Source organism: Pseudomonas sp. yb_5 (assembly GCF_043103865.1).
Lineage (GTDB): Bacteria > Pseudomonadota > Gammaproteobacteria > Pseudomonadales > Pseudomonadaceae > Aquipseudomonas > Aquipseudomonas putida_Y.
On sequence record NZ_JBICKE010000126.1, the window covers coordinates 21,835 to 45,476 of the forward strand.

The 23,642-nt window shown below is 62.0% G+C and carries 21 protein-coding genes; 14 read left to right on the plus strand and 7 right to left on the minus strand.

Features of this window, described 5'->3' with window-relative positions; genetic code table 11:
- Positions 1–5 precede the first annotated feature (5 nt).
- Positions 6–2,393: a PAS domain S-box protein gene (locus tag ACF8GF_RS22840; protein WP_392487826.1), complete on the minus strand. Its 2,388-nt coding sequence runs from the start codon at positions 2,391–2,393 to the stop codon at positions 6–8.
- A gap of 95 nt (positions 2,394–2,488) precedes the next feature.
- Here ACF8GF_RS22840 and ACF8GF_RS22845 point away from each other — a divergent pair, with 95 nt between their 5' ends.
- On the plus strand, positions 2,489–3,487 hold the full coding sequence (locus ACF8GF_RS22845; RefSeq protein ID WP_176683497.1) for an alpha/beta hydrolase family protein: 999 nt from the start codon (positions 2,489–2,491) through the stop codon (positions 3,485–3,487).
- 28 nt (positions 3,488–3,515) lie between these two features.
- Here ACF8GF_RS22845 and ACF8GF_RS22850 read toward each other — a convergent pair whose 3' ends face one another.
- From ACF8GF_RS22850 to ACF8GF_RS22860, 3 genes are read right to left on the minus strand one after another with little or no spacing between them, the layout of a single operon-like run.
- The gene (locus ACF8GF_RS22850; RefSeq protein WP_176683498.1) at positions 3,516–4,283 is read right to left on the minus strand and encodes a TerB family tellurite resistance protein; all 768 of its coding nucleotides are present in this window, start codon (positions 4,281–4,283) and stop codon (positions 3,516–3,518) included.
- Between the two features lies 1 nt (position 4,284).
- Positions 4,285–4,956, minus strand: coding sequence for an N-acetylmuramate alpha-1-phosphate uridylyltransferase MurU (murU, locus tag ACF8GF_RS22855; protein WP_028696956.1), 672 nt, complete (start codon positions 4,954–4,956; stop codon positions 4,285–4,287).
- On the minus strand, positions 4,953–5,972 hold the full coding sequence (locus ACF8GF_RS22860) for an aminoglycoside phosphotransferase family protein (RefSeq protein ID WP_392487827.1): 1,020 nt from the start codon (positions 5,970–5,972) through the stop codon (positions 4,953–4,955). The genes murU and ACF8GF_RS22860 overlap by 4 nt, the downstream gene beginning before the upstream one ends.
- A 130-nt stretch (positions 5,973–6,102) precedes the next feature.
- Here ACF8GF_RS22860 and ACF8GF_RS22865 point away from each other — a divergent pair, with 130 nt between their 5' ends.
- From ACF8GF_RS22865 to ACF8GF_RS22915, 11 genes are all read left to right on the plus strand, one after another.
- Positions 6,103–8,910, plus strand: a complete 2,808-nt coding sequence (locus ACF8GF_RS22865; RefSeq protein ID WP_176683500.1) for an LPS-assembly protein LptD — start codon at positions 6,103–6,105, stop codon at positions 8,908–8,910.
- A complete protein-coding gene (gene surA, locus ACF8GF_RS22870) occupies positions 8,885–10,210 on the plus strand; it encodes a peptidylprolyl isomerase SurA (RefSeq protein WP_209968379.1) in 1,326 nt (441 codons plus the stop codon). The genes ACF8GF_RS22865 and surA overlap by 26 nt, the downstream gene beginning before the upstream one ends.
- Complete coding sequence (pdxA, locus tag ACF8GF_RS22875; protein ID WP_176683502.1) at positions 10,207–11,196, plus strand: 4-hydroxythreonine-4-phosphate dehydrogenase PdxA; 990 nt, start codon at positions 10,207–10,209, stop codon at positions 11,194–11,196. The genes surA and pdxA overlap by 4 nt, the downstream gene beginning before the upstream one ends.
- On the plus strand, positions 11,193–11,996 hold the full coding sequence (rsmA, locus tag ACF8GF_RS22880) for a 16S rRNA (adenine(1518)-N(6)/adenine(1519)-N(6))-dimethyltransferase RsmA (RefSeq protein ID WP_003255558.1): 804 nt from the start codon (positions 11,193–11,195) through the stop codon (positions 11,994–11,996). The genes pdxA and rsmA overlap by 4 nt, the downstream gene beginning before the upstream one ends.
- A 192-nt stretch (positions 11,997–12,188) precedes the next feature.
- Positions 12,189–12,569: a Co2+/Mg2+ efflux protein ApaG gene (gene apaG, locus ACF8GF_RS22885; protein ID WP_021782712.1), complete on the plus strand. Its 381-nt coding sequence runs from the start codon at positions 12,189–12,191 to the stop codon at positions 12,567–12,569.
- Complete coding sequence (locus tag ACF8GF_RS22890; protein WP_176683503.1) at positions 12,569–13,435, plus strand: symmetrical bis(5'-nucleosyl)-tetraphosphatase; 867 nt, start codon at positions 12,569–12,571, stop codon at positions 13,433–13,435. The genes apaG and ACF8GF_RS22890 overlap by 1 nt, the downstream gene beginning before the upstream one ends.
- Positions 13,436–13,449: 14 nt before the next feature.
- On the plus strand, positions 13,450–13,782 hold the full coding sequence (gene glpE / locus ACF8GF_RS22895; RefSeq protein WP_103443390.1) for a thiosulfate sulfurtransferase GlpE: 333 nt from the start codon (positions 13,450–13,452) through the stop codon (positions 13,780–13,782).
- A gap of 282 nt (positions 13,783–14,064) precedes the next feature.
- A complete protein-coding gene (locus tag ACF8GF_RS22900; protein WP_021782710.1) occupies positions 14,065–15,987 on the plus strand; it encodes a PrkA family serine protein kinase in 1,923 nt (640 codons plus the stop codon).
- 155 nt (positions 15,988–16,142) lie between these two features.
- The gene (locus ACF8GF_RS22905; protein ID WP_176683504.1) at positions 16,143–17,414 is read left to right on the plus strand and encodes a YeaH/YhbH family protein; all 1,272 of its coding nucleotides are present in this window, start codon (positions 16,143–16,145) and stop codon (positions 17,412–17,414) included.
- The gene (locus tag ACF8GF_RS22910) at positions 17,411–18,979 is read left to right on the plus strand and encodes a SpoVR family protein (RefSeq protein ID WP_176683505.1); all 1,569 of its coding nucleotides are present in this window, start codon (positions 17,411–17,413) and stop codon (positions 18,977–18,979) included. The genes ACF8GF_RS22905 and ACF8GF_RS22910 overlap by 4 nt, the downstream gene beginning before the upstream one ends.
- A 55-nt stretch (positions 18,980–19,034) precedes the next feature.
- On the plus strand, positions 19,035–20,141 hold the full coding sequence (locus ACF8GF_RS22915) for a multifunctional CCA addition/repair protein (protein ID WP_176683506.1): 1,107 nt from the start codon (positions 19,035–19,037) through the stop codon (positions 20,139–20,141).
- Between the two features lie 347 nt (positions 20,142–20,488).
- On the opposite strand, the gene folK is transcribed toward ACF8GF_RS22915, so the two are convergent.
- On the minus strand, positions 20,489–20,998 hold the full coding sequence (gene folK / locus ACF8GF_RS22920; RefSeq protein WP_209968398.1) for a 2-amino-4-hydroxy-6-hydroxymethyldihydropteridine diphosphokinase: 510 nt from the start codon (positions 20,996–20,998) through the stop codon (positions 20,489–20,491).
- Positions 20,989–21,345, minus strand: coding sequence for a dihydroneopterin aldolase (folB, locus tag ACF8GF_RS22925; RefSeq protein ID WP_176683508.1), 357 nt, complete (start codon positions 21,343–21,345; stop codon positions 20,989–20,991). Before folB ends, folK begins: the two co-directional genes overlap by 10 nt.
- 74 nt (positions 21,346–21,419) lie before the next feature.
- Between folB and plsY the strand changes: the two genes are divergently transcribed.
- Complete coding sequence (plsY, locus tag ACF8GF_RS22930) at positions 21,420–21,989, plus strand: glycerol-3-phosphate 1-O-acyltransferase PlsY (RefSeq protein WP_014589441.1); 570 nt, start codon at positions 21,420–21,422, stop codon at positions 21,987–21,989.
- A gap of 17 nt (positions 21,990–22,006) precedes the next feature.
- On the opposite strand, the gene tsaD is transcribed toward plsY, so the two are convergent.
- The gene (gene tsaD, locus ACF8GF_RS22935; protein ID WP_176683509.1) at positions 22,007–23,032 is read right to left on the minus strand and encodes a tRNA (adenosine(37)-N6)-threonylcarbamoyltransferase complex transferase subunit TsaD; all 1,026 of its coding nucleotides are present in this window, start codon (positions 23,030–23,032) and stop codon (positions 22,007–22,009) included.
- Between the two features lie 204 nt (positions 23,033–23,236).
- Between tsaD and rpsU the strand changes: the two genes are divergently transcribed.
- Entirely contained in the window at positions 23,237–23,452 is a 216-nt protein-coding gene (gene rpsU / locus ACF8GF_RS22940) for a 30S ribosomal protein S21 (protein ID WP_003255575.1), read from the plus strand.
- The last annotated feature ends 190 nt before the right edge of the window (positions 23,453–23,642 follow it).

A 23,642-nucleotide genomic window follows, 5' to 3' on the forward strand; every position in this document is an offset into this window, starting at 1 on the left:
CTCTCCTACTCCAACGGAATGGCCACGCTCAGGCTGGTGCCTTCACCCGGCTCACTGTCCAGCGCCATGCTCCCCCCCAGCATCAGCACCCGCTCGCGCACGCCCACCAGGCCAAACGAGGTGGGCCGGGTCTGCTCGCGGCAAAAGCCTTGACCATCATCACTGACCGTCATGCGCAACTGTCCGCCCTCACGTACCAGTTCAATCTCCACGCTGTGCGCCTGGGCGTGACGCATCACATTGGTCAGCGCCTCCTGGAGGATACGAAACAGCCCGGTGGCCTTGGCATCACTCAATGCTGGCAGATTGTCGGGTACTTGCACCAGACAGGGGATTTGCGTACGTGCCTCGAAGCGCCGCGCCTGCCATTCGATGGCCGAGGCAATGCCGGCATCGAGGATCGGCGGACGCAAGGCAGTGGCGACATCGCGCACCAGCTGGAACAACTGGGCGATCAGGCGTTTCATGCTCGCCAGGCGTTCATTCAGTCCCGGGTCCAGTTCGGCATAGGCCAGCTCGCACATCGACACTTCCAGCTTGAGCACGGTCAGCATCTGCCCCAATTCATCATGCACTTCCCGGGCGATACGGGCTTTTTCTTCTTCGCGCACGCTCTCCAGGTGGGCCGAGAGTTCGCGCAGCTGCTCCTGGGACTTCGCCAGCGCCAGCTCCGCCCGCTTGCCCTGTGTGATGTCCCAGACTATACCGTCCCACACCACCCGACCGTTGCCCAGGCGCCGGGCGCTGGCCTTGATGTCGGCCCAGCGCTGTTCGCCCTGCCGGGTGAGAATGCGCCCCTGCCAGGACCAGTCCTGGTCGCTGACCAAAGCCAGGTCCTGCACCCGGTGGTAATCCGCACGGTCCTCGGGGTGTACCAGGTTGCGCAGCCCCATCTGTGGGTGCTGGATCTCGCTGGGTGCATAACCCACCAACGCCTCGCTACCCTCGCTGATATAGGGGAACTCCAGATCGCCCTCGGCCGGGTCACGCTCCAGGCGAAACACCAAACCAGGTACGTTGCCAGCAATGCCCTTCAACCGCGCCTCGCTTTCGCGCAGGGCCGCCAGGGCGCGGTGCCGTTCGGTGACATCGGCGAGGTAGACCACCAGGTATTCGGAATCACGAAAGCGCAGAAAGCTCAGCGACAGCTCCACGGGTAGCAAGCTCTGATCAGCCCGCCGGCACTGCGTCTCAAACTGACCGACACCGCCCGCCCCCGTACGCGCGCCCTTCCACAGCTCTAGCCAGCGGTCCATGTTCAGGCTTGGCTCGAAGTCGCTCAGCGGCCGCTCCAGCAGTTCACCCTCGGTGTAGCCCAACATGCGCTCGGCGGCATGGTTGGCGTAACGCACATGGCTGTCCCAATTGACCCAGAGGATACCCACGGTGCTCTGATCGATGGCGAACTGGCTCAGGCGCAACGCCTCTTCACGCACCTGGCGCTCCACAAGGCTCTCCCGCGCGGCCAGCAGGCTGCGCTCCAGCTGGCGCTGCTGCCGGCGTTGCCACACCAGCGTGGCCAAGGCACACAGCAGCAACATACCGAACAGCAAGGCGATGTTCTGCCAGAAGCCAGGCGACTCGCTCAGGCGCGGGTATTTCGGCTGCAACCAACGCTGATGCAGTTGTTCCAGCTCCTTGGCCGGCAGTGCCTGCAGGCCACGTTCAAGTACATCGGCCAGCAGCGGCCAGTCGCGCCGCGAACCGATACGCAACAGCTGCGGCAAGCCGACATCGCCGACCACCGCCAGCTCACCGAACTCGCTCTCGCGCGACAGGCGGCTGAGCTGCGCTTCATCCAGCACGGCGAAACTGGCCTGGCCACCGACCACCAGTTGCAAGGCCTCACGATCGTCTGGCACCCCCTGCAGATTGAGGTTGCCGTAGTTGCCGCGCAGGTAATCCGCCAAGGGGCTGGGCATGCGCACCGCCACGCGTTGCTCGGCTTCAAGCTTTTCCAGCTCCACGGCCATGGCCCCGGTGCGCGGCCCCACCACCAGTTGTGGCACGCGCATGTACGGGTCGCTGAATAACCACAGCCGCAGGCTGGCCGGCGTCTGGGTAAGGCCAGGGGCGAAGTCGATTTCGCCGCGCTGCAGGGCATGTTCCAAACTGGCCTGGTCGCTGAAGTTACGCCAGGTGAGGTCCAGCCGCAGCGCCTGCGCCAAGCTGTTCACCAGTTCCACATTGGCCCCGTACAGTTGCTGCAGACGCCGGTCGAACTGGGCGTAGGGCGCCTGCAATACCAGGCCGACACGCAAACTGCGGTGGGTGTCCAGCCACTGCTGCTGATCAGGCTCCAGCACCACAGAGGGCAGCGCCTCGGGCCTGGCCCAGACAATCAAGGGCAGCCACAAGCAGCCGATAACCAACAGGCGACGCACTCGCTTCATCTATACGCTCGACTTGGCAAAGACGGCCATGCAGCATGGCCGTCACGGGCAAATACTATTAGGCTGCCGGTTTCATTCTGGCCCTGGGTTGACTCATGTCCACACTTTATCGCACGACGCTGGCAGTGTGCTGCCTGGCCTCGGTCCTTCCACTCGGCGCCCTGGCCGCCGATGCCGAAAAATCACCTGCAAATACCGTGGCACCGGCGGCCGAGGCCCCACGGCCACCCTTGCTGGAACGCAGCCAGGAGGATGCCCTGGCGCTGGAACGGCTGCTGCCCAAGGCTGAGCAGCAGACCCTGCAGGCCGGTGCCGACAGCTTCCTGGCCCTGTGGAAGCCGGCCAACGACAACGATCCGCAAGGGGCAGTGATCATCGTCCCCGGTGCTGGCGAAACGGCCGACTGGCCAAATGCAGTCGGCCCACTGCGGCAAAAATTCCCTGATATCGGCTGGCACAGCCTGAGCGTCAGCCTGCCCGACCTGCTCGCAGACAGCCCGCAAGCGCGGGTCGAAGCCACACCACCTGTAGCGCCTGCACAAGACAAAGGCGAAAGCGCACCGGTCAAGGACGTACCGGCCGACGCCAACGCCAACGTGGCCCAAGCCACGGCAGCAGATGCCGACACGGCAGAAAGCACCGATGCCGAACAAGCCAGCGAGCAGTCCGACCCGGCAGATGCCGAACGCATCTTCGCCCGCCTGGATGCCGCCGTGGCGTTCGCCCAGCAACACAACGCCCGCAGCATCGTACTGATCGGCCATGGTAGCGGTGCATATTGGGCGGCGCGCTACCTGAGCGAGAAGCAGCCACCGCAGGTACAAAAACTGGTGATGGTCGCTGCTCAGACACCTGCACGGGTGGAGCATGACCTGGAAAGCCTGGCCCCAACCTTGAAGGTACCGACAGCCGATATCTACTACGCCACCCGCAGCGCTGACCGCAATGCAGCCCAGCAACGCCTGCAGGCCAGCAAGCGGCAGAAGGATAGCCAGTACCGCCAGTTGTCATTGATCGCCATGCCGGGAAACAAAGCGGCGGCACAAGAGCAATTGTTCCGCCGGGTGCGGGGGTGGATGAGCCCTCAGGGTTGAGCCCGGCTTGATCCTGGTGGGGGGGCCATCAAAGACCGCGCCGCTTGCGGATCATGGCATAGGCCTGGTGCAACTCACGGGTACGCGCGGTCGCTTCACGCACCTGTGCCTCGCTGGCACCGGTACCCGCCAGCTTGTCCGGGTGATGCCGGCTGACAAGCCGACGGTAGGCCTGCTTGACCTTATCAGTGTCGGTATCTGTCTCCACCGCCAGCAAGCGCAACGCTGCCGCATAGGTCATGGGCGCGCTTTCTGCTCCCGTGGCCTTGCGCGGCTCGTACTCCAGCGACATGGCCTGCACCTGGCGTCGGCTCATGCCCAGCTTCTGCCCCCAGTCCAGCAGCAGCTCACGCTCCTTGTTGCCCATCTTGCCGTCAGCCCAGACCATGCGCCAACAGGCCCGCAAGGTACCTTCCGCCGCGTGGGGCTGCTGACTGATGCGCCGCAGGTGCCCGCCAAGCCGGTCCTTGCCCGCCTTGCCACGGTTGAACGCATTGATGGCGCGCAGCCGAGCTGCCTCGGCCAAGTCCAGGCGCATCATCTCCTGACGCGCCTGCTGGATGTGCTGCTCAGCTACCCGGCCATCGCACTTGGCCAGGCGCCCGAGCATCACGAACAACAACTCGTCGTCGCGTAATGCGGGGCGCCCACCCAGGCGTTCACGCATGTCTTCCCAGCCTTGCAAACGCAGCCGGCGGTCAATGGCCTGCCCAAGCAACGCACCGAGCAAGGCACCCGGTATGCTCGCTACGGCAAAGCCGGCACCCACACCAATCACCGTGCCTGGCCACCACATGTCAGGCACGCTCGCCAATCAGAGACTCAGCCTCGGCCAGGCGCTCAAGCGTGCCAACATCCACCCAGTGCCCACGGTAGTGTTCGCCAGACACCTTGCCGGCCGCCATCGCCTGGCGCAGCAAAGGTGCCAGCTTGAAGGCGCCCGCCTGGCAACCTTCGAACAGCGCCGGGTGCAGCACCGAAATGCCGCTGAAGGTCAGCGTGCCTGGCGCGTCATCACCGTCAACGACCTGCTCGCCCATCAGGCGGAAGTCTCCGCGGCCGTGATGGCCAGGGTTGTCGACCAGCACCAGGTGAGCTAGGCCTTGCAGGGGAGCCTGCAGACGCGCGAAGTCGTAGTCGGTCCAGACATCGCCATTCACCAGCAGGAACGGCGCATCACCCAGCAAAGGCAGGGCCTTGAAGATGCCGCCACCGGTTTCCAGCGGTTCACCTTCAGGTGAATAGCGGATGCTCAGGCCGAAGCGGCTACCGTCACCCAAGTGCTCTTCAATCTGCTGGCCAAGCCACGCATGGTTGATCACCACTTCGGTCACGCCCGCTGCCGCCAGGGCGCGCAGGTGGTACTCGATCAGCGGCTGGCCGGCGACCGGGACCAACGGTTTTGGGGTGTGCAGGGTCAGCGGGCGCATACGCTCGCCCTTCCCCGCAGCCAGGATCATGGCCTTCATGCACGCGCTCCGGCCTGCAACTCGGCAATCAGCTCACCCAGCTCCGCCAATTCGGGCCGGCGACCGATCACTTCATTTATATAGGCGAAGAAACGCGGCACGTCGCCCAGGTAACGCGGCTTGCCGTCGCGGTGGCAGATACGGGCGAAGATGCCGATCACCTTCAGGTGGCGCTGCACGCCCATCAGGTCACTGGCGCGGTGGAAGGCTTCGAACTCAGCGTGCACCGGGATGCCGGCCGCCTGCGCCTGCTGCCAGTAATCGCTCAGCCAGCCTTCGACCCGCGCCTGCGGCCAGCTGACAAAGGCGTCCTTGAACAGGCAGGTAATGTCGTAGGTGACCGGGCCGTATACCGCATCCTGAAAGTCCAGCACACCAGGGTTGGGGGTGCTCTGCATCAGGTTGCGCGGCATGTAGTCACGGTGTACCAGCACCTTGGGTTGCGCCAGGGCGCTGTCGATCAGCAACTGGCTGACGCGCTGCCAGGTGGCCTTCTGTGCATCGGTGAAGGTCAGGCCCAGCTCACGCCCCACGTACCATTCGGGGAACAGTTCCACTTCACGGCGCAGCAGGGCGTCGTCGTAGCTGGGTAGCGGCGCGTCCATCGGCAAACGCTGGAACTTCAGAAGGGCATCGATGGCGTCGGCGAACAGGCCATCGGCGTTGTCGGCACTGATGATGTCAAGGTATGTCCGAGAGCCCAGATCCCCAAGCAGCAGAAAGCCGCGTTCCAGGTCCTGGGCGTGGATCAGCGGCACATGCACGTCAGCGCTGGCCAGCAGGTGGTCGATGGCGACGAACGGTCGGCAGTTCTCCTGCGGGGGGGGCGCATCCATGATCACGAAACTGTGGCCAGCGCCCTGCCAGCGGAAATAGCGGCGGAAGCTGGCGTCGCTGCTGGCAGCGGTCAAGCTGCCTGCAGGCACCTCGCCCCAGGCGTTGTCACGGAAAAGATCATTGAGCTGCTCATCGAGCCAGACCGTCAGTTGTTGCAGGCGTACATCGTGTTCAGGCATTGCAAGGGTCTCCGACGGCCCTAGCCGTCAAGCGGGTCATGCTTTATTATCCAGCATCTTTTTCAGACCATCGAGAGGCGTGCGGCCCCACACGCGGGCAGATGGCACGCAGGAAGCCCGGACTAATAAGATGGCATTGAAATCCCCCGCGTTTCGTAGAAAGTTTCCGTTGCTGGTAACCGGCGGTCTGCTGGCCCTGCAACCTCTGGCCACCTCATACGTAGTGGCAGCCGAACAATTCGACTGCCAAGTGTCCGCCGCCGGTGGTTGGGACTGCAAGCCCAAAACCCCAGTCAACAACTTGCCACCGCGCCCGGTGCACGAAGGTGCAGCCGTCAGCTCCGGTACCGAAGCTGCGGGCGAAGCCGAAACTGCGGACCGGCCCATGCTGGTCACCGAGGCCAAGGGCCGTGGCCTGAAGTCGCGCAGCGAAGACTACAGCCACCTGGACTGGGTTCCGCGTGAAAAGCTCACCGCCGCACAGCTGGCTGAAACCGGCCCCTACTGCGGTGGCGCGTATATCGAGCCGACCCGCCCGGGCATGGCCGACACCACGCCGAAGGACGAGTCGCCGACCTACATCAATGCCAAGGTATCCAAGTACCAGCAGGAGCAGCAGATCGCCACCCTCGCCGGTGACGTGGTGATGCGCCAGGGCAGCATGCAGGCCGAAGCCGACGAGGCCAACCTCTACCAGGCCGAAAACCGTGGCGAGCTCAAGGGCAACGTCAAGATCCGTGACAACGGTTCGCTGGTGGTCGGTGACGAGGCACAGATCCAGCTCGACACTGGCGAAGCCCAGGTCGACAACGCCGAATACGTGATGCACAAGTCGCACATCCGCGGCAATGCCCTGTACGCCAAGCGCAGCGAAAACGCCATCATCCGCCTCAAGGACGGTACGTACACCACCTGCGAACCGGGCAGCAACGCCTGGCAGCTGAAGGGCAACAACATCACCCTGAACCCGGCAACCGGTTTCGGTACCGCGACCAACGTCACGCTGCGGGTCAAGGATTTCCCGGTGTTCTACACACCGTACATCTACTTCCCGATTGACGACCGTCGCCAGTCCGGATTCCTGCCGCCATCGTTCAGCACCAGCAGCGACACCGGCTTCATGCTGGTCACGCCGTACTACTTCAACCTGGCGCCCAACTACGACGCCACGTTGTATCCGCGCTACATGGCCAAGCGCGGCCTGCTGATGGAAGGCGAGTTCCGTTACCTGACGCCTTCCAGCGAAGGCCAGTTCGGCGGCGCCTACCTGAACGACAAGAACGACGACCGCAAAGATCAGACGGATTACAAAGATCAGCGCTGGATGGTCAACTGGCAGCACAAGGGTGGCCTGGACGAACGCCTGATGACTGAGGTGGACTACACCGACATCAGCGATCCGTTCTACTTCCAGGACCTGGAGTCCGACCAGATTGGCGTGGAAAGTCGCGACCTGCTGAATCAGCAGGGTGCGTTGACCTATCGTGGCGACAGCTACACTGCGCGGTTGAATGTGCATGCCTACGAGATGGCTACGATCTCGCAGATCACGCCGTATGACCGCCTGCCGCAGCTGACCCTGAACGGTACGCTGCCGTTCCAGCCAGGCGGTTTGAACCTTGGGTACGAGACTGAGGCTGTTCGTTTTGATCGTGACCTGAAGGACGATTTCGTTCTGGACGAAGATGGCAATCCAGACGCCAGCGCCGGCGTAGCCGGTCGCCGCCTTGACGAAAATATCTTCGGCGTAGCCCGTGCCAACGGCACCCGCCTGAACGTCGCCCCGTCCATCAGCCTGCCGATGCAGGCCAGCTACGGCTACATCACGCCGAAGCTGAAGTACATGTATACGCACTACGACCTTGACCTGGATAGCAAGGGCAAGAGCGACATTGCTGCCGCGAACGCAGACACACTGGACGTGTTCGGCGACTACAAAAGCAACCTGAACCGCGATATCCCGATTTTCAGCGTCGACAGCGGCCTGTATTTCGATCGCAACACCTCGTTGTTCGGCACCAACTACCGCCAGACCCTCGAACCGCGCATGTTCTACCTCTATGTCCCGCACAAGGACCAGATGGACATCCCGCTGTTCGATACGGGTGAAACCCTGTTCAGCTACGACTCGCTGTTCCGTGACAACCGTTTCAGTGGTACCGACCGTATCGGCGACGAGAACAAGCTGTCGCTGGGCGTGACCACCCGCTGGATCGAGGAGAACGGCTTCGAGCGCCAGAACTTCAGCATCGGCCAGGCCTACTACTTCAAGGACCGCAAGGTCCAGCTGCCAGGCATCGACTACCGCACCCGCAAGGACGCGCAATCCGATGTATCGCCGTACGCGCTGGTGTACAACTACTACTTCAACCGCGACTGGCGCTTCAATTCGGACTTCAACTGGGACCCGGACAGCCGCAGCACCCGCTCGGGCAGTGCGATGTTCCACTATCAGCCTGAAGACAACCCGAACAAAATCGTCAACCTCGGTTATCGCTATCGTAACGACACCATTGCCTACGACTCGACCACGGGTACCTGGAAAGTGGGCGGCGGTGACTATGGCACCCCGGGCGATCCGAACTACATCAAGGATTACTACAAGATCCAGCAGCACGACTTCTCGGTCATCTGGCCGATCGTGCCGCAGTGGAACGTTATCGCTCGCTGGCAGCATGACTACAACCGTAACCGTACCCTGGAAGCCATGGGTGGTTTCGAATACGACAACTGCTGCTGGAAGCTGCGCCTGATCAACCGTTACTGGATCGACTACGACGATTTCAGCCAGGCCCTTCCACAGAACGAAAAAGGCGACCACGGTGTCTTCCTTCAGATCGTCCTGAAAGGCCTCGGCGGCGTAGTTGGCAACAAGGTCGAGTCTTTCCTCGACCAAGGCATTCAAGGTTACCGTGAACGTGAAGACCAAGCTTATTGATCGTCTGCGCCCAGTGTTGCTGGGCGCCGCTTTGCTGAGTGGCGCGGTGCATGCCGCGGTGCAACCTCTTGATCGCGTGGTGGCTATCGTCGACAACGACGTGGTCATGCAAAGCCAGCTGGAACAGCGTGTCCATGAGGTGCAGCAAACCATCGCCAAGCGCGGCGGCGGCGTACCGCCGACCAGCGCCCTGGAACCGCAGGTACTGGAACGCCTGATCGTCGAGAACCTGCAACTGCAGATCGGCGAGCGCTCCGGCATCCGCATCACCGACGAAGAGCTGAACCAGGCCATTGGCACCATTGCCCAGCGCAATGGCATGTCGCTGGACCAGTTCCGCGCGGCGCTGGCCCAGGACGGCCTGTCGTTCGACGACGCTCGCGAGCAGGTCAAGCGCGAGATGATCATCAGCCGCGTGCGCCAGCGCCGCGTTGCCGAACGCATTCAGGTGTCCGAGCAGGAAGTGAAGAACTTCCTGGCCTCGGACCTGGGCAAGATGCAGATGTCGGAAGAGTACCGCCTGGCCAACATCCTCATTCCGACCCCGGAAGCCGCTAACTCGGCCGACATCCAGAAGGCTGCGCGCAAGGTTGGTGACGTGTACCAGCAACTGCGCCAGGGCGCCGACTTCGGCCAGATGGCGATTGCCAACTCGGCCAGCGAAAACGCCCTGGAAGGCGGCGAGATGGGCTGGCGTAAAGCCGGTCAGCTGCCACCCGACTTCGCCAAGATGCTCAGCAGCATGCCGGTGGGCGAAATTACCCAGCCTATTCGCATCCCCAACGGCTTCATCATCCTCAAGCTCGAGGAAAAGCGCGGTGGCAGCGAGAACGTGCTGCGTGACGAAGTGCATGTACGCCACATCCTGATCAAGCCAAGCGAGATCCGCAGCGAGGCGGCCACCAAGCAGCTGGCCGAGCGCCTGTACGAGCGGATCAAGAGCGGCGAAGACTTCGGCGAACTGGCCAAGAGCTTCTCTGAAGACCCGGGTTCGGCACTCAATGGCGGCGACCTCAACTGGGTCGATCCGAACAGCCTGGTACCGGAGTTCCGTGAACAGATGGCCAATGCCCAGCAAGGCGTAGTGACCAAACCGTTCAAGACCCAGTACGGCTGGCACGTTCTGGAAGTGCTGGGCCGCCGCGCCACCGACAGCACCGAGCAGGCCCGCGAACAGCAGGCCCTGAGCGTACTGCGCAATCGCAAGTACGACGAAGAGCTGCAAACCTGGCTGCGCCAGATCCGCGACGAAGCCTACGTTGAAATCAAGCTGCCTGGCGCCGACCAGGCTGCCCAGTGAAGCCCCTGCGCTTCGCCGTCACCCCCGGCGAGCCGGCCGGCATAGGCCCCGACCTGTGCCTGCTGCTCGCCGCAGACGCCCAGCCCCACCCCCTGATCGCCATCACCAGCCGTGACCTGCTCGCCGAGCGGGCCACGCAGCTGGGGCTGGCCGTCAGCCTGCTGCCGGTAGCCCCGGGCCAATGGCCTGACCGCCCTGCCCCCGCAGGGAGCCTGTACGTCTGGGATACCCCTCTGGCGGCCCCGGTGGTGCCAGGCCAGCTCGACAAGGCCAACGCAGCGTTCGTGCTGGAAACCCTGACCCGCGCCGGGCAAGGCTGCCTGGACGGGCACTTCGCCGGGATGATCACTGCCCCGGTGCACAAGGGTGTGATCAACGAAAGCGGTATCGCCTTTTCCGGGCATACCGAATTCCTAGCCGAACTGACCCGCACCGCACAAGTGGTAATGATGCTGGCTACCCGCGGCCTGCGCGTGGCCCTGGTGACTACGCACCTGCCACTGCGTGATATTGCCGACGCTATCACTGCCGAGCGCGTCGAACGTGTAACCCGTATCCTGCATGCCGATATGCGCGACAAGTTCGGCATTGCCAACCCGCGTATCCTCGTGTGCGGCCTCAACCCGCACGCGGGCGAGGGCGGCCACCTGGGCCGCGAAGAAATCGACATCATCGAGCCGACCCTGGCCCGCCTGCGCACCGAAGGCATGGACCTGCGCGGGCCGCTGCCGGCCGATACCCTGTTTACCCCCAAATATCTGGAGCACTGCGATGCGGTGCTGGCGATGTACCACGACCAGGGCCTCCCCGTACTCAAGTACAAAGGCTTCGGCGCTGCAGTGAACGTGACCTTGGGCCTGCCAATCATCCGCACGTCGGTTGACCACGGCACCGCCCTGGACCTGGCCGGCACTGGCAAAGTCGACACCGGCAGCCTGCGCGTCGCACTGGAAACCGCCTACCAGATGGCCGAGAACCGACCATGAACGAGCAATACCAACACCGGGCACGCAAGCGCTTCGGCCAGAACTTCCTGCACGACGCCGGTATCATCGACCGCATCCTGCGTGCCATCAACGCCAAGGCCGGCGAACACCTGCTGGAAATCGGCCCGGGCCAGGGCGCCCTGACCGAAGGCCTGCTGGGCAGCGGTGCACAGTTGGACGTGGTGGAGCTGGACAAAGACCTGGTGCCGATCCTGCAGCACAAGTTCGCCGATCGCAGCAACTTCCGCCTGCACCAGGGTGACGCCCTGAAGTTCGACTTCAACCAGCTGGGCGTACCGCCGCGCAGCCTCAAGGTCGTTGGCAACCTGCCCTACAACATCTCCACCCCGCTGATCTTCCACCTGCTAAGCCACGCCGGGCTGATCCGCGACATGCATTTCATGCTGCAGAAGGAAGTGGTCGAGCGCATGGCCGCCGGCCCTGGCGGCGGTGACTGGGGGCGCTTGTCGATCATGGTGCAGTACCACTGCCGCGTGGAGCACCTGTTCAATGTCGGCCCTGGTGCCTTCAACCCGCCCCCGAAAGTGGATTCGGCGATCGTCCGCCTGGTGCCGCACGAAGTGCTGCCGTTCCCGGCCAAGGACCACCTGCTGCTGGAGCGTGTCGTTCGCGAAGCGTTCAACCAGCGCCGCAAGACCCTGCGCAACACCATGAAAGGCCTGCTGGACAGCGCCGCCATCGAGGCTGCCGGCGTTGATGGCAGCCTGCGCCCTGAACAGCTCGACCTGGCAGCCTTCGTGCGCCTGGCTGACCAACTGGCGGATCAGCAACAAGCCTGATTTAGCCCGTACCGGCCTCTTCGCGGGCCACAAGGGATCGCACAACCCTCAAATCCTGTGCGAATCCTTGTAGGAGCGGGTTTACCCGCGAAGACGCCGGTACAGGTAACCCCCAAGCCCGATCACCGCTGGCCCTCCCCCCTCTCAATGGCCTAGACTGCATTATTGCGTCAGTTCGCCCAAGGCCCTTGCATGTCCGACCCCCGCTATCAAATCGACGTCAGCGTCGTGACCCGCTACCTGAAAGAACAATCCGACCCCGAAAACAGTCGTTTCGCGTTCGCCTACACCATTACCGTGCAGAACAACGGTTCGCTCACGGCCAAGTTGCTGTCGCGCCACTGGCTGATCACCAACGGTGACGGCGAGGTAGAGGAAGTACGCGGCGCCGGCGTGGTCGGCCAGCAACCCAACATAGACCCTGGCCAAAGCCATACTTACAGCAGTGGTGCCGTCATCAGCACCCGCGTTGGCACCATGCAGGGCAGCTACCAGATGTTCGCCGAAGACGGTAAGCGCTTCGACGCCGAAATTGCCCCCTTCCGCCTGGCAGTGCCCGGGGCGCTGCACTGATGGCAACCTACGCCGTCGGTGACCTGCAGGGCTGCCTGCAGCCACTCAAATGCCTGCTCGATCGCGTCAGTTTCAACCCCGCCGTCGACCGCCTGTGGCTGGTCGGCGACCTGGTCAACCGCGGCCCCGAGTCACTGGAAACCCTGCGCTTCCTGTACTCGATCCGTCATTCACTGGTCTGCGTGCTGGGCAACCATGACCTGCACCTGCTGGCCGTCTGGCATAACGTCGAGCGCCTCAAGAAAAGCGACACACTGCGCGAGATCATCGAAGCGCCGGACGCCGACCAGTTGTTCGACTGGCTGCGCCAGCAAAAGCTGCTGCATTACGACGAGCCCCGCGGCATCGCCCTGGTTCACGCCGGCATACCGCCACAATGGACCCTTGGCAAAGCCCTGGAGCTCGCCGCCGAGGTCGAGGAAGTGCTGCGTGACGACACCCGCCTGCAGCTGTATCTCGACGGCATGTACGGCAACGAGCCGAACAAGTGGCGCAAGAACCTCGCCGGCGTCGAACGCCTGCGGGTCATCACCAACTACTTCACCCGCATGCGCTTCTGCACTGCCGATGGCAAACTCGACCTCAAGAGCAAGGAAGGCCTGGGTAGCGCGCCCAAAGGCTACAAAGCCTGGTACGCGCACAAGGACCGTCGCTCACGCCACGTGAAGATCATCTTTGGCCATTGGGCCGCTCTGCAGGGTGAGGTCACCGAGCCCGACGTCATCGCCCTGGACACTGGCTGCGTGTGGGGCGGCGCCATGACCCTGTACAACATCGACAGCGGCGAATATCACCGCTGCGACTGTGCCGACGACGGCACCCTGCGCCAGCCGGCACAACCCACTACACTCAACGACCACACCTGAAGGAAGCAGTACCCATGAGCGAATTCAAGCGCATCCCTCCTGAGCAGGCCTTGGAGCTTCGCAAGAAAGACGGAGCGGTCGTGGTCGACATTCGCGACCCGCAGGCCTTCGCCGCCGGCCACATCACCGGCGCCCGGCATCTGGATAACCACTCGGTCGCCGATTTCATCCGCAACGCCGACCTTGATGCGCCGACCCTGGTGGTCTGCTATCACGGCAATTCCAGCCAAAGCGCTGCCGCCTATCTGGTCGGCCAGGGCTTCTCCGACGTGTACAGCGTGGACGGCGGCTTCGAACTGTGGCGCGCGACCTATCCGGCCGAGACCGCCCAGGGCAACGCTGAATAATTTTTTATTTTCCCCTGCAGCCCGTGCCCCGCGCGGGCTTGCGGCTTATCTGACGAACGGTCGTTCGTAACTTCTGCGTTTCTCGCCCCTTGACCTTGCAGATAACCAACTACGCTTAAGCTCAGGCCATCCAAAAAGGGGAGAGCCGGTACACCGGCGTGCGGGTCATCGGTAGCGTTACAGGGTGTTCTGGGGGGTATACAGCAATCGGCCAACCCGGTTGCATGCCAGCATCAGCTGACTGATCCGGCGTCGTCTCCACGTATCGAGCGAGGTGACGTCATGAGTATTTTTAGCCACTTCCAACAACGTTTCGAGTCAACGCGCCAGGAAGAACTCTCGCTGCAGGAGTACCTCGAGCTGTGCAAAGAGGATCGCAGTGCCTACGCATCGGCGGCCGAACGGCTGTTGCTGGCCATCGGTGAGCCAGAGCTGATCGACACCTCAACCAACTCCAGGCTGTCGCGAATCTTCTCCAACAAGGTTATCCGCCGCTATCCGGCCTTTGCCGACTTCCATGGCATGGAAGAGTGCATCGACCAGATCGTGTCGTACTTCCGCCACGCCGCCCAAGGCCTGGAAGAGAAGAAACAGATCCTCTATCTGCTGGGCCCGGTAGGCGGCGGCAAGTCCTCGCTGGCGGAAAAACTCAAGCAGCTGATGGAAAAGGTGCCGTTCTACGCGATCAAGGGCTCGCCGGTATTCGAGTCACCTCTGGGCTTGTTCAATGCCACCGAAGATGGGGCCATTCTCGAGGAAGAGTTCGGCATCCCACGGCGCTACCTCAACACCATCATGTCGCCTTGGGCCACCAAGCGCCTGCAGGAATTTGGCGGTGACATCTCCAAGTTCAAGGTGGTGAAGCTGTACCCGTCGATTCTTAACCAGATCGCCATTGCCAAGACCGAACCCGGCGATGAAAACAACCAGGACATCTCTGCCCTGGTCGGCAAGGTCGATATCCGCAAACTTGAGGAATACCCACAGAACGACGCTGATGCTTATAGCTACTCGGGCGCGCTGTGCCGGGCCAACCAGGGCCTGATGGAATTCGTCGAAATGTTCAAGGCGCCGATCAAGGTCCTGCACCCCTTGCTCACCGCCACCCAGGAAGGCAACTACAACAGTACCGAAGGCCTTGGGGCGATTCCCTATACCGGTATTCTGCTGGCGCACTCGAACGAATCGGAGTGGCACACCTTCCGTAACAACAAGAACAACGAAGCGTTCATCGACAGGATCTATATCGTCAAGGTGCCGTACTGCCTGCGGGTCAGCGATGAAATCAAGATCTACGACAAGTTACTGATCAACAGCTCGCTGTCCAAGGCCCACTGCGCGCCAGATACGCTCAAGATGCTGGCTCAGTTCACCGTGCTTTCACGCCTGAAAGAGCCAGAGAATTCCAATATCTATTCCAAGATGCGCGTTTACGACGGGGAAAACCTCAAGGACACCGATCCAAAGGCCAAGTCGATCCAGGAATACCGGGACGCCGCAGGTGTCGACGAAGGCATGAACGGCCTGTCGACTCGCTTCGCCTTCAAGATCCTGTCCAAGGTGTTCAACTTCGACCCACACGAAATTGCCGCCAACCCGGTGCACCTGCTGTATGTGCTCGAACAGCAGATCGAACAGGAACAGTTCCCGGCTGAGGTGCGCGAACGCTATCTGCGCTACCTGAAAGAATACCTGGCGCCGCGCTACATCGAGTTTATCGGCAAGGAAATCCAGACCGCCTACCTGGAGTCCTACAGCGAATACGGCCAGAACATCTTCGACCGCTACGTGCTGTATGCAGACTTCTGGATCCAGGATCAGGAATACCGCGACCCGGAAACCGGCGAAATTCTCAACCGCATTGCGCTCAACGAAGAACTGGAGAAGATCGAGAAACCGGCTGGCATCAGCAACCCGAAAGATTTCCGCAACGAGATCGTCAACTTCGTACTGCGCGCACGCGCCAACAACAATGGCAAGAATCCAAGCTGGCTGAGTTATGAAAAGCTGCGGGTCGTGATCGAGAAGAAAATGTTCTCCAACACCGAAGACCTGCTGCCTGTCATCAGCTTCAACGCCAAGGCCAGCAAAGAGGACCAGAAGAAACACAACGACTTCGTCACCCGGATGGTGGAGCGTGGCTATACCGACAAACAGGTGCGCCTGCTGTCGGAATGGTACCTGCGGGTCAGGAAATCGCAATAAAGCGGCAAGCTACTAGCCGCAAGCTGCAAGCTGCCTGGCGCGGGCATTACGGCCCGCGTCACAGCTTGCGGCGGCGGTGGCTGCTCTTTCTTGCAGCTTGAAGCTTGTGGCTTGCAGCTTGTGGGTTGCAGCTGCATCCAGTCACCGGAGGGACCATGAGCTACGTTATAGACCGACGCCTGAACGGCAAGAACAAGAGCACGGTCAACCGCCAACGCTTTCTGCGGCGGTACCGCGAACATATCAAGAAGGCCGTCGAAGAGGCGGTGAGCCGCCGTTCCATCATGGATATGGAACACGGCGAGCAGATCAGTATTCCCGGGCGCGACATCGACGAACCGGTCTTGCATCATGGTCGTGGGGGCAAACAGACCATCGTGCACCCTGGCAACAAAGAATTCACTGCCGGTGAACACATCCCACGGCCGCAAGGCGGTGGAGGTGGTGGCGGTCGCGGCAAGGCCGGCAATTCCGGCGAAGGCATGGACGAGTTCGTCTTCCAGATCACCCAGGAAGAATTTCTCGAATTCATGTTCGAAGACCTTGAGCTACCCAACCTGGTCAAACGTCACCTGACTGGCGCCGACACCTTCAAGACTGTTCGCGCCGGCATCGCCAACGAAGGCAACCCGTCACGCATCAACATCGTGCGCACCCTGCGCTCGGCCCATGCCCGCCGTATCGCCCTGACCGGCAGCAGCCGCGCGCTGCTGCGCGAAGCACAAAAGGAACTCAACCGCCTGCGGGTCGAAGAGCCGGACAATTTCACCGATATCCAGGAAATCGAACAGGAAATCGAGCGCCTGAAAGCGCGTATCAACCGCCTGCCCTTCCTCGACACCTTCGACCTCAAGTACAACCTGCTGGTCAAGCAACCCAACCCAAGCTCGAAGGCAGTGATGTTCTGCCTGATGGACGTATCCGGCTCGATGACCCAGGCCACCAAGGACATCGCAAAGCGCTTCTTCATCCTGCTGTACCTGTTCCTCAAGCGTAACTACGAGCGCATCGAAGTCGTGTTCATTCGCCATCACACCAGCGCCCGGGAAGTCGACGAAGAAGAATTCTTCTATTCGCGGGAAACCGGCGGCACCATCGTCTCCAGTGCCCTCAAGCTGATGCAGGAAATCATGGCCGAGCGCTACCCGGCCAGCGACTGGAACATTTATGCCGCGCAGGCTTCTGATGGTGACAACTGGAACGACGACTCGCCCATCTGCCGCGACATCCTCTCCAAACAGATCATGCCGCATGTGCAGTACTACACTTACGTTGAGATCACCCCCCGTGAACACCAGGCGCTGTGGTATGAGTACGAGCGTATCGGCGATGCTTTCCCCGACACGTTCGCCCAACAGCAGCTGGTATCGGCCGGCGACATCTACCCGGTCTTCCGTGAACTCTTCCAGCGCAGGTTAGCCACATGACCGCCAGAGCACAGAGACGCCAACCCATTTCCACCGGGTCCGAGTGGACGTTCGAGCTGATCCAGACCTACGACCGGGAAATCAGCCGTCTGGCCGAGCGTTACGCCCTGGACACCTACCCCAACCAGATCGAGGTAATCACTGCCGAGCAGATGATGGACGCCTACGCCTCGGTCGGCATGCCGCTGGGCTACCACCACTGGTCCTACGGCAAGCAGTTCCTCAGCACGGAAAAGTCCTATAGCCGCGGCCAAATGGGTCTGGCCTACGAGATCGTGATCAACTCCGACCCTTGTATCGCCTACCTGATGGAAGAAAACACCATGTGCATGCAGGCACTGGTGATTGCCCACGCCTGCTACGGCCATAACAGCTTTTTCAAAGGCAATTACCTGTTCCGCACCTGGACTGACGCGAGCTCGATCATCGACTATCTGGTGTTCGCCAAGCAGTACATCGCCCAGTGCGAAGAGCGCCACGGTATCGATGCAGTGGAGGACTTGATCGACTCCTGCCATGCCCTGATGAACTACGGTGTCGACCGCTACAAGCGGCCCTATCCTATTTCTGCAGAAGAAGAGCGGCGCCGGCAACAGGAGCGCGAAGAGCATCTTCAGCGTCAGATCAACGATCTTTGGCGGACAATTCCGAAAAACGCCGAAAAGGGTAACGACCGCGATGAGGGGCGCTTCCCCGCCGAACCGCAGGAAAACATCCTGTATTTCATCGAGAAGAACGCCCCGCTGCTTGAACCCTGGCAACGTGAGGTCGTGCGCATCGTGCGCAAGATCGCCCAGTACTTCTACCCGCAGCGCCAGACCCAGGTCATGAATGAAGGTTGGGCAACCTTCTGGCACTACACCCTGATGAACGACCTGTACGATGAGGGGCTGATTACCGAAGGCTTCATGATGGAGTTCTTGCAGTCGCACACCAGCGTGGTGTTCCAGCCCGGCTTCGACAGCCCGTACTACAGCGGCATCAACCCCTACGCGCTGGGCTTTGCGATGTACACCGACATCCGCCGCATGTGCGAATACCCCACCGAGGAAGATCGCCACTGGTTCCCCGACATTGCCGGCAGCGACTGGCTTTCTACCATCAAGTTCGCCATGAGCAGCTTCAAGGACGAGAGCTTCATCCTGCAGTACCTGTCGCCCAAAGTGATGCGCGACCTCAAGCTGTTCAGCATCCTCGATGACGACCAACGCGACGACCTGCTGGTGCCCGCCATCCATGATGAAGCCGGTTACCGGGTGATTCGGGAGCAGTTGGCAGCGCAGTACAACCTCGGCAACCGTGAACCGAACGTGCAGATCTGGAGCGTCGACCGCCGCGGAGACCGCTCGCTGACCCTGCGACACCAGCAACACAACCGCAAACCGCTGGGCGACTCGACCGACGAAGTGCTCAAGCACCTGCATCGTCTGTGGGGTTTCGATATCCACCTGGAGACCGTGCAGGGCGAGCAAGTGATGAGTACTCACCACATGCCGCCGCGCGGCGAGCATAGCGAAAGCGCCGACTACGGCCGCATGGACCTGGCCGTTATCCACCACCTCTGATGCAACCCCATGACCGCCGACGGGTTATCCTGTCGGCAGTTATGGAGAGCTGCACATGCACATTTACAAAGTTGGCGGCGCCGTGCGCGACCGCCTGCTCGGCCGCCCTGTCAGCGACATCGACTGGCTGGTGGTCGGCGCCACCGTCGAAGAAATGCTCGCCAAGGGCTATCGGCCGGTAGGTGCCGATTTCCCGGTGTTCCTGCACCCGAAAACCGGCGAGGAATACGCCCTGGCGCGCACCGAGCGCAAGAGCGGGCGAGGCTACGGCGGGTTCACTTTTCACGCCAGCCCCGACGTAACCCTGGAAGAAGACCTGATCCGCCGCGACCTGACCATCAATGCGATGGCCGAGGATGAGGCGGGCACGGTCTACGACCCCTACCAAGGCAAGAAAGATCTGGATCAACGCCTGCTACGCCATGTTTCCCCGGCATTCTCCGAGGATCCATTGCGCGTGCTGCGTGTTGCACGCTTTGCTGCCCGCTACGCACCCTTGGGGTTCCGGGTTGCCGATGACACCTTGGCGCTGATGCGCCAGATCAGCGCCTCGGGAGAACTACAGGCACTCACTGCCGAGCGCAGCTGGAAGGAAATCGAGCGTGCGCTGATGGAAGCGCAACCGCAGGTGTTCTTCAAGATAATGAGCGCGTGCGGGGCCCTGCAGGAGCTGCTGCCTGAGCTTGATGACGGCTCCCGGACACTGTCGGCGCTGGAGCAGGCAGCGGCGCACGGACAACCGCTGCACGTGCGCTGGGCCTGCCTGTTGCGCGGGTTGGCACCGACATCGATCAAAACCGTCAATCAGCGCCTGAAGGCACCGCGTGAGTGCCAGGAACTGGCCATGCTGACAGGGGAATGCCTGGCGCAGGGCAATCAGGCGCTCGAACTGCCTGCCACGGCACTGCTGGAGCTGTTGCAGAAGTTCGATGTCTACCGACGGCCGCAGCGGTTCGAGGATTTTGTGGTCGTTTGCGAGATGGCGGCGTTGGGCGATGGCGAGCAGGGTTACCCACAGGCCGATTACCTGCGAGGCGCAGCAGCGGCGGCGCGAGCGGTGGATGTGAAGCCGTTGGTGCAAGCCGGGTTCACGGGCAAGGCCCTGGGCGAAGCACTCAAAGGTGAGCGGCTGAAAGCGCTCGAGGCTTACCAGCGCGGCTAGACATACCCGCCTCTTCGCGGCTGAAGCCGCTGTAGGAGCGGGTTCACCCGCGAAAGGGCCGGGCCTGCTGGCCAATTTCCAACCGCTGTTCACCGTCGCAGCCACCACCGTATTCGCGGGTAAACCCGCTCCTACAGGGGGCACACATCAGAGGTTGGGCACAGGCCGTTGTAGGAGCGGGTTCACCCGCGAAAGGGCCGGGCCTGCTGGCCAATTTCCAACCGCCGTTCACCGTCGCAGCCACCACCGTATTCGCGGGTAAACCCGCTCCTACAGGGGGCACACATCTAGGGTTGGGCACAGGCCGTTGTAGGGGCGGGTTCACCCGCGAAGAGGCCGATACAGGCTCAAGCGGGCGTCAACTGCAACCCGCGCCACTCAAAGGCGACCGGGGCCAGTACCTGATCGATCTGCGCTTCCTGCCACAGCTGCGCCATGCGCTTGCCCACCCCCGGATGCACCAGGTCGGGTGCCAGCAACGACAGTGGCCACAGCACAAAGGCATTCTTCAGGATCTCGGCCCGGGGCAGCACCAGCCCATCGAAGGTACCGTGCAAATCGCCATACATCAGCACGTCGATATCCAGCGGCAACCCCTTGCGGTCCGGTGCATAGCGGCCATTGTCGGCCTCGATGAACTTCAGCCGGCGGTCCAGCTCGATCAACGGCAACGCAGTTTGCCCGGTCACCACGAAGTTGATGAACGGCCCGCTCTTGATGCCCACCGCCTGGCTTTCGAAGGCCGGCGAACAGCGCATGTCAGTCAGGATGCCAGCCAACGCATCGAGCCCGGCGCACAAATGCGCCTCACGGTCGATGTTGCTGCCCAGTCCCAGGTAAACCGTGCTCAGAGACATCCGCGCTCGATCTCCACGCCTACACCACCAAGGGCCGCCGGCACCGCGCCCGGCTTGGTCAGCTTCAACCGCACCCAGGGGATGTGGAACTCGTCCATCAGGGTTGCCACCAGGCGCTCGGCAAATGTCTCAACCAGCTCGAAACGGGCCTGTTCGGCAAACGCCTGGATGCGCGCCGACACACTGGCATAGTCCAGCGCCAGGTTCAGGTCGTCTCCGGCGGCGGCCGGGCGGTTGTCCCAGGCAAAGCTCAGGTCCAGGCGCAAGCACTGGCGAATATCCCGCTCCCAGTCATAGGCACCGATGACGGTATCGACTTCCAGGCCTTCGATGAACACTCTGTCCAAGCACTTCTCTCCACAGCACGACAAGGGCGACTGGCGCCGTTAGAATCAGGGCGTCCTCGCCCGGAATAGTTAGCATGTTTTGGTTACTGGCGTTGCTCGCCTACCTGCTCGGCTCGCTGTCCTTCGCCATTGTTCTCAGCCGCCTCTCGGGCAGCCCGGACCCGCGTTCCAGCGGTTCAGGCAATGCCGGCGCCACCAACATGCTACGCCTGGCAGGCCGTAAACTGGCGATCCTGACCCTGCTAGGCGACCTGTGCAAGGGCCTTTTGCCGGTATTGCTCGCCCGCGCTGCCGGGCTGGACCTGCACGCGCAGGCCTGGGTGGGCATATGCGCGGTGCTGGGCCATCTGTTCCCCCTGTACTTCCGTTTCAAGGGCGGCAAGGGCGTGGCGACAGCAGCCGGCATGCTCATGGGCCTGTATTTCCCGGCAGCGCTGCTGGCCATCGGCGCCTGGCTGCTGACCTTCTACCTCACGCGCACCAGCTCACTGGCGGCACTGATTGCCACGCCACTCACCTTGCCGTTGCTGGCCTGGCGCGAGCCGGAGGCCCTGCTACCGATCAGCGTACTGACAGTGATGATCGTGTGGCGCCACCGCAACAACCTGCGCGACTTGTTTGCAGGGCGCGAACGCCACTTCTGAACCTTCGACGCCCTACCTTACAGCGGCGGCAACTGCTCCATCGGCCAGCGTGCCTGCACGCTGATCCCCAGGTCTTGCTGCTGCCCGGCCAACAGGCGCTGGCAACCGGCATAGGCGATCATCGCACCATTGTCGGTACAGAATTGCGGGCGCGCGTAGTACACGTTGCCCTTGATGCCACCGAGCATGTCCTCCAGGGACGCGCGCAGGGCCTTGTTGGCACTCACGCCACCCGCGATGACCAGGCGCTTTAGGCCGGTCTGCTTGAGCGCCCGCTTGCACTTGATCGTCAAAGTCTCCACCACCGCCTGCTGGAATGCCAGAGACAGGTCGCAACGGGTTTGCTCACTGTCGTCGCCAGCATTCTTGCATTGCTGCCAGGTGTTCAGGGCGAAGGTCTTGAGACCACTGAAGCTGAATTCCAGGCCTGGCCGATCGGTCATTGGCCGTGGGAACACGAAGCGCCCGGCCACACCTTGTTCGGCCAGACGCGCGATTTCCGGACCACCGGGATAATTGAGGCCGATCAGCTTGGCGGTCTTGTCGAACGCTTCACCGGCAGCATCGTCCAGGCTCTCGCCCAACAGTTCGTATTGACCGATGCCATCGACCCGAACCAGCTGGGTATGGCCACCGGAAACCAACAAAGCGACGAACGGAAACTCCGGCGGGTTTTCTTCCAGCATGGGCGCCAGCAGGTGGCCCTCCATGTGATGCACACCGATCGCCGGGATGTCCCAGGCAAAGGCCAGCGCCTGGGCGCAGGATGCGCCCACCAGCAAGGCGCCGACCAGGCCGGGGCCCGCGGTGTAGGCGATGGCGTCGATTTCGGTGGCAACGCAACCTGCCTCGTCCAGCACCTGGCGGATAAGCGGCAGCATGCGCTTGACGTGATCACGCGAGGCAAGCTCAGGCACCACGCCACCGAAGGCGCGGTGCAGGTCGATCTGACTGAACAGTGCGTCGGCCAACAAACCGCGTTCACTGTCGTATAATGCGACACCAGTTTCGTCGCAGGATGTTTCCAATCCCAGTACTAGCATGGGCTCGTCCCTTGTGGGGGCTGAATTCGAAGCCGCGCATGATAGTCCCCGTGTCGGGTGCCGACCAGCGGTTTTCGATCAGAGGCTTTGCATTCCGGCTTGCTAAGGGTTAACATCCGCAACCCTTGAAAACCGACGTTCTCCAGCACACCTTTGTTTTGCCAGGAGCACGTCTACCCCGGTAATGAATTAAGGTAGCCCTGGATGCCAGCCGTCAAAGTTAAAGAGAACGAACCCTTCGACGTAGCTCTGCGTCGTTTCAAGCGCTCCTGCGAAAAAGCCGGTGTACTGGCTGAAGTTCGTAGCCGCGAGTTTTACGAGAAGCCGACCGCAGAGCGTAAGCGCAAAGCAGCTGCTGCTGTTAAGCGTCACGCCAAGAAAGTTCAGCGCGAACAGCGCCGCGCCGTTCGTCTGTACTAATACAGGCGTTCAACGCAAAGCTTCTGCCCTGCCCGGCTAACCCCCGGGCGATGGCAGTGGTCGCTTCAAACTTGAGCAGCTAGCTCAAGGCCCTGCACAAGCTTCATGCGAACTGCATCATGGGCAACCTGCCTGAAACGTCAGAGCTGGTCCTCCTTGCTGTATGACCAGACGTGCACGTCCGACTGAC

What these genes read in the sequence shown, in the direction of transcription:
- ACF8GF_RS22840 (WP_392487826.1), bottom strand. Translation starts at nt 2,393, where the DNA reads ATGAAGCGAGTGCGTCGCCTGTTGGTTATCGGCTGCTTGTGGCTGCCC.
- rpsU (WP_003255575.1), top strand. Translation starts at nt 23,237, where the DNA reads ATGCCAGCCGTCAAAGTTAAAGAGAACGAACCCTTCGACGTAGCTCTG.
- rsmA (WP_003255558.1), top strand. Translation starts at nt 11,193, where the DNA reads ATGAACGAGCAATACCAACACCGGGCACGCAAGCGCTTCGGCCAGAAC.
- apaG (WP_021782712.1), top strand. Translation starts at nt 12,189, where the DNA reads ATGTCCGACCCCCGCTATCAAATCGACGTCAGCGTCGTGACCCGCTAC.
- murU (WP_028696956.1), bottom strand. Translation starts at nt 4,956, where the DNA reads ATGAAGGCCATGATCCTGGCTGCGGGGAAGGGCGAGCGTATGCGCCCG.
- ACF8GF_RS22850 (WP_176683498.1), bottom strand. Translation starts at nt 4,283, where the DNA reads ATGTGGTGGCCAGGCACGGTGATTGGTGTGGGTGCCGGCTTTGCCGTA.
- ACF8GF_RS22865 (WP_176683500.1), top strand. Translation starts at nt 6,103, where the DNA reads ATGGCATTGAAATCCCCCGCGTTTCGTAGAAAGTTTCCGTTGCTGGTA.
- ACF8GF_RS22905 (WP_176683504.1), top strand. Translation starts at nt 16,143, where the DNA reads ATGAGCTACGTTATAGACCGACGCCTGAACGGCAAGAACAAGAGCACG.
- folK (WP_209968398.1), bottom strand. Translation starts at nt 20,998, where the DNA reads ATGTCTCTGAGCACGGTTTACCTGGGACTGGGCAGCAACATCGACCGT.
- glpE (WP_103443390.1), top strand. Translation starts at nt 13,450, where the DNA reads ATGAGCGAATTCAAGCGCATCCCTCCTGAGCAGGCCTTGGAGCTTCGC.
- ACF8GF_RS22915 (WP_176683506.1), top strand. Translation starts at nt 19,035, where the DNA reads ATGCACATTTACAAAGTTGGCGGCGCCGTGCGCGACCGCCTGCTCGGC.
- ACF8GF_RS22860 (WP_392487827.1), bottom strand. Translation starts at nt 5,972, where the DNA reads ATGCCTGAACACGATGTACGCCTGCAACAACTGACGGTCTGGCTCGAT.
- ACF8GF_RS22845 (WP_176683497.1), top strand. Translation starts at nt 2,489, where the DNA reads ATGTCCACACTTTATCGCACGACGCTGGCAGTGTGCTGCCTGGCCTCG.
- plsY (WP_014589441.1), top strand. Translation starts at nt 21,420, where the DNA reads ATGTTTTGGTTACTGGCGTTGCTCGCCTACCTGCTCGGCTCGCTGTCC.
- tsaD (WP_176683509.1), bottom strand. Translation starts at nt 23,032, where the DNA reads ATGCTAGTACTGGGATTGGAAACATCCTGCGACGAAACTGGTGTCGCA.
- ACF8GF_RS22890 (WP_176683503.1), top strand. Translation starts at nt 12,569, where the DNA reads ATGGCAACCTACGCCGTCGGTGACCTGCAGGGCTGCCTGCAGCCACTC.
- ACF8GF_RS22900 (WP_021782710.1), top strand. Translation starts at nt 14,065, where the DNA reads ATGAGTATTTTTAGCCACTTCCAACAACGTTTCGAGTCAACGCGCCAG.
- ACF8GF_RS22910 (WP_176683505.1), top strand. Translation starts at nt 17,411, where the DNA reads ATGACCGCCAGAGCACAGAGACGCCAACCCATTTCCACCGGGTCCGAG.